Source organism: Acidimicrobiia bacterium, from assembly GCA_016650365.1.
Lineage (GTDB): Bacteria > Actinomycetota > Acidimicrobiia > Spongiisociales > JAENVV01 > JAENVV01.
The window spans coordinates 1-4,003 of the sequence record JAENVV010000335.1 but is presented as its reverse complement, the minus strand read 5'-3'; the positions used below and the strand labels follow the sequence as shown (position 1 = coordinate 4,003).

Annotated in this window: 4 protein-coding genes; 1 reads left to right on the top strand and 3 read right to left on the bottom strand. The window is 60.2% G+C overall.

Going from position 1 to position 4,003, the window contains the following annotated elements:
• The 3 genes from JJE47_18000 to JJE47_17990 form a co-directional block, all read right to left on the bottom strand.
• The coding region (locus JJE47_18000) for a virulence factor (protein MBK5269319.1) at nucleotides 1-192 on the bottom strand (192 nt) is incomplete at its 3' end.
• Complete coding sequence (locus JJE47_17995) at nucleotides 189-803, bottom strand: DUF1638 domain-containing protein (GenBank protein MBK5269318.1); 615 nt, start codon at nucleotides 801-803, stop codon at nucleotides 189-191. The genes JJE47_17995 and JJE47_18000, both read right to left, overlap by 4 nt.
• On the bottom strand, nucleotides 796-1,500 hold the full coding sequence (locus JJE47_17990) for a B12-binding domain-containing protein (GenBank protein MBK5269317.1): 705 nt from the start codon (nucleotides 1,498-1,500) through the stop codon (nucleotides 796-798). The genes JJE47_17995 and JJE47_17990 overlap by 8 nt, the downstream gene beginning before the upstream one ends.
• A 235-nt stretch (nucleotides 1,501-1,735) precedes the next feature.
• Between JJE47_17990 and JJE47_17985 the strand changes: the two genes are divergently transcribed.
• Nucleotides 1,736-4,003: FAD-dependent oxidoreductase (locus JJE47_17985; GenBank protein MBK5269316.1), on the top strand; the 2,268-nt coding region annotated here is incomplete at its 3' end.

The following is a 4,003-nucleotide window of genomic DNA, read 5'->3' as shown; positions in this document are numbered from 1 at the left end:
CCGGCGCCATTCACCTATGTAGTCGTCGTACTTCTCTTTGCCGGCCACCTTGGCGGCTCGATCGATGGCTGCCTGAAAGCGGCGGGGAAGCTCGATCGTGGCCTTCTCGCGTCCCGATCGGGCGGTCACCTGGGCAGGAATGTCCCGCCAGTAGATGACCGTGAGTTCCTTCGTGACCGTACGCCTGTTCATCGGGAAACACCGTGTGTTTCCAGAAAACCAACCGTGGCGTCGGCCATGTCGCCATATCCCGTCGGCAGGTGGGCGAAATCCAAACCGAGGCGAACAGCTGCCTGTTGAGCCGTGCTGTAGATGGCGGGGTCGTCAGTCTGACTGAGGTACATGAGTCGGGTGTAGTTACCGAAATACTGGTCGCGCAATTCAGGCCATCTGTCGAGTCCGAGGGCCTCCCAGATGAGCCGATCGAAGTGCTTGGCGAGATAGTCGGTGAGGTAGAGGGTGCCTGGCTCGGCGTCGTGCAGGTTTGCGAAGATGGCCGATGTCGCAAAGAACTCGTAGCAGTGTGCCCCGGGAAGCCGCTTCAGCCCACGCTCGTCGACCAGCACGTCGAGTTGCCCTCCGGTCCCGCAGTCGGCATATCCGATGAGAATGCTGTCGAAGGACCCTTCGGCTCGATCAAGCCGTTCTCGGACGGCGTCGGTGATGAGTTTGGGGGTGTTGTGGAGTTTGGCCGGAAGGCACTCGAGCGTGACGTTGTTCCATCCGTTGCGTTCGATCAGATCGAGGTATTCGCGAGCGAGGGCTCCACAAGCCAGGATGAGAACCTGGGGGAGATCAGGCATCCTCGCTCGCAAGGAGTCGTTTTTTGGCCATGAGTGCCTGGGCAGTCTCGGCAGCCACGGCTGCATCGCGACAGTAGGCATCGGCTCCGACGGCAGCCCCGAATTCCTCGTTGAGCGGGGCACCGCCGACGAGCACGATGTAATCGTCCCGGATGCCCTTTTCTTTGAGGGTGTCGATGACGACCTTCATATATGGCATCGTGGTCGTGAGGAGGGCAGACATGCCGATGAGATCGGGTTTGTGCTCCTCGATGGCCGCCAGGTAGCTCTCAACCGGGTTGTTGATGCCGAGGTCGATGACCTCGAAGCCGGCCCCCTCGAGCATCATGCCGACCAGGTTTTTCCCGATGTCGTGGATGTCACCCTTGACCGTGCCGATGACGATTTTGCCGATCGACTCGGCCCCGGTCTCTACGAGTAGCGGCCGGAGAATCGCCATGCCTGCCTTCATGGCGTTGGCGGCGAGCAACACCTCGGGGACGAACAAGATGCCGTCACGGAAGTCGATCCCAACGATTCGCATACCTTCCACGAGAGCGAGATCGAGCACCTTGGCGGGTCCCCAACCTCGTCCGAGGAGGATGTTGGTTCCTTCGACGATTTCTGCGGCGAGTCCGTCATAGAGGTCGTCGTGCATCTGGGCGGTAAGGTCGTCGTCGCTCAGCTCGGCGAGGATGATTTCGTCTTCATCGGACATGTGGCCGCCAATGGTGTGCAGCATCGCGAGTGGACCACGATGTGGGACAGTTCTATATGGTGGGACTCTAATGGCTCGGTCCGTACCCTGTCCACTATTTTGGCTTCTACCAAGAACGCCGATCGTTGTGACGGATCGGGTAGACACAGACAGGTAAAAACGGGTATTGTCGCGTTCCACGATGTAGTTGAGTACCGCATTGTGGGACGAGTCTCGAAACCTCTAAGGAGCTGTCGTGTCCGATCTTCCGTCAAACGCCAAAGTTGTTGTTATTGGGGCCGGCATAGTCGGCAACTTTCTGGTCGGCCATCTCGCCGAACTCGGATGGACGGACATCGTTCAGATCGACAAAGGCCCATTGCCAAACCCGGGCGGATCCACCGGTCACGCTTCGAACTTCCTCTTCCCGGTGGATCACTCGAAAGAGATGACATCACTGACGTTCGACTCCCAACGGCAATACGAGGCGATGGGAGTCAGCACAACCTGCGGCGGCATCGAGTTGGCCCGTACCGAAGCTCGTCTGGAAGAGCTGCGCCGCCGGATGACATCGGCCAAAACCTGGGGTATCCCCGCCCGGCTCTTGACGCCCGCCGAGGTCAAAGAGATGGTTCCCTTTGTGAACACGGATATCGTGCTCGGCGGCTGCTACTACCCGACGGTCTCGGTGGTCGACTCCCTGCGGGCAGGCACCATCATGCGCGAGAAAGCCCTCGCCCTGGATGCCATCTCGATTCATCCGAATACCGAAGTTCTCGACATTGAAACCGCCGATGGGGCCGTCAAGGCAGTCGTCACCAACAAGGGCCGGGTCGAAGCCGAATACGTCGTCATCGCCTGTGGAGTTTGGAGCCCCCGCATGGCCGAGATGGCCGGGGCCACCATCCCACTCACCCCGGCGGTGCATCAGATGATTGACGTCGGTCCGATCGAGATTCTTGGTGCGACCGGCAATGAGATCGGCTATCCGATCATCCGCGACATGGACACATTCATGTATGAGCGTCAGACGGGTGGATCGATGGAGGTGGGCTCGTACGCCCACCGACCCATCTTCCACCATCCCAACGACATTCCGTCGATCGAAGAGTCCCGTCTGTCACCCACCGAACTCCCACTTACCGAAGAGGACTTTGATCCCCAGCTTGAAGACGCACTGGAACTCATGGGCGACATCCTGGACGGGGCCGAGATCAAGTACGGCATCAATGGACTCTTGTCGCTCACGCCGGACGCCATGCCGCTCATCGGTGAGACGGTCGAGGTTCGCAACTTGTGGTCGGCCGCCGCCATCTGGATCAAGGAAGGGCCCGGTACCGCCAGGGTGGTTGCCGAATGGATGACAAACGGGTATCCAGAACTCGATCCCCACCATTCGGATATTGCTCGCTTCTATCCGTTCGATCGGACCGAGGAGCATGTACTGGCGAGGGCCGCCGAACATTTCAACAAGACGTATGGCATTGTCCATCCCCGTGAGCAGTGGGCGTCGGAGCGCAACCAGCGTGTGGCTTCGTTCCACGACCGCACGAAAGCACTCGGCGCGGTCTACTTCCAGGCCGGCGGTTGGGAACGGCCGCACTGGTACGAATCGAATGCTCCGTTGGTCGAGAAGTACGGTGTTCAGAATCGGGAACACGAGTGGGATGCCCGTTGGTGGTCGCCCATTCAGAATGCCGAACATCTGGCAATGCGCGAGAACGTTGGCATGGTCGACCTGACTGCTTTTGTGATCTTCGACTTCGAAGGCCCGGGTGTCGTCGACTACATGCAGATGATGACCGTCAATCAGATCGACAAGCCGGTTGGCTCAGCGATCTACACCCCGCTCCTCACCGAGAAAGGCGGCTTCAAGGCCGACCTCACGGTACTGCGTCTGGGTGACAATCTGTTCCGGGTGGTTACCGGGGCGTTTGATGGCCCGCGCGACGAAGCCTGGTTCCGCAAGCATCTTCCCGCAGATGGATCGGTGACCTTCACGGATCGAACCGAGGACATCTGCACGATCGGCGTGTGGGGGCCGCGGGCCCGCGACCTCGTCTCGACGCTCACCAGCGATGACATCTCCCATGAAGGATTCCCCTATGGGACGACCAGGGAAGCGACCATCGCCGGTTTGTCGGCCAGGATGTTCCGTATCTCGTATGTCGGCGATCTTGGCTGGGAGATCTACGTCGACATGGCCGATGGCCCCGCCCTCTGGGATGCCCTCTATGAGGCCGGCCAGGCATTCGGCGTCGTACCGGTGGGAGCAGGCGTCTACGGCACGACCGGTCGGGTCGAGAAGGGTTACCGTCTGATGGGTGCCGAACTCGAATCCGACTTCACGCCCGTCGAGGCTGGCCTCGCTCGGCCCAGGGTCAAGGATGCCGACTTCATCGGCAAGGCTGGATACCTGGCCGCCCGGGAGGCGCCGGTGGCAGCCACACTGTGCACCCTATCCGTGGACGATCACACCTCGGCGTCGGGCATCAAGCGGTACATGACGGGTTCTGAACCGATT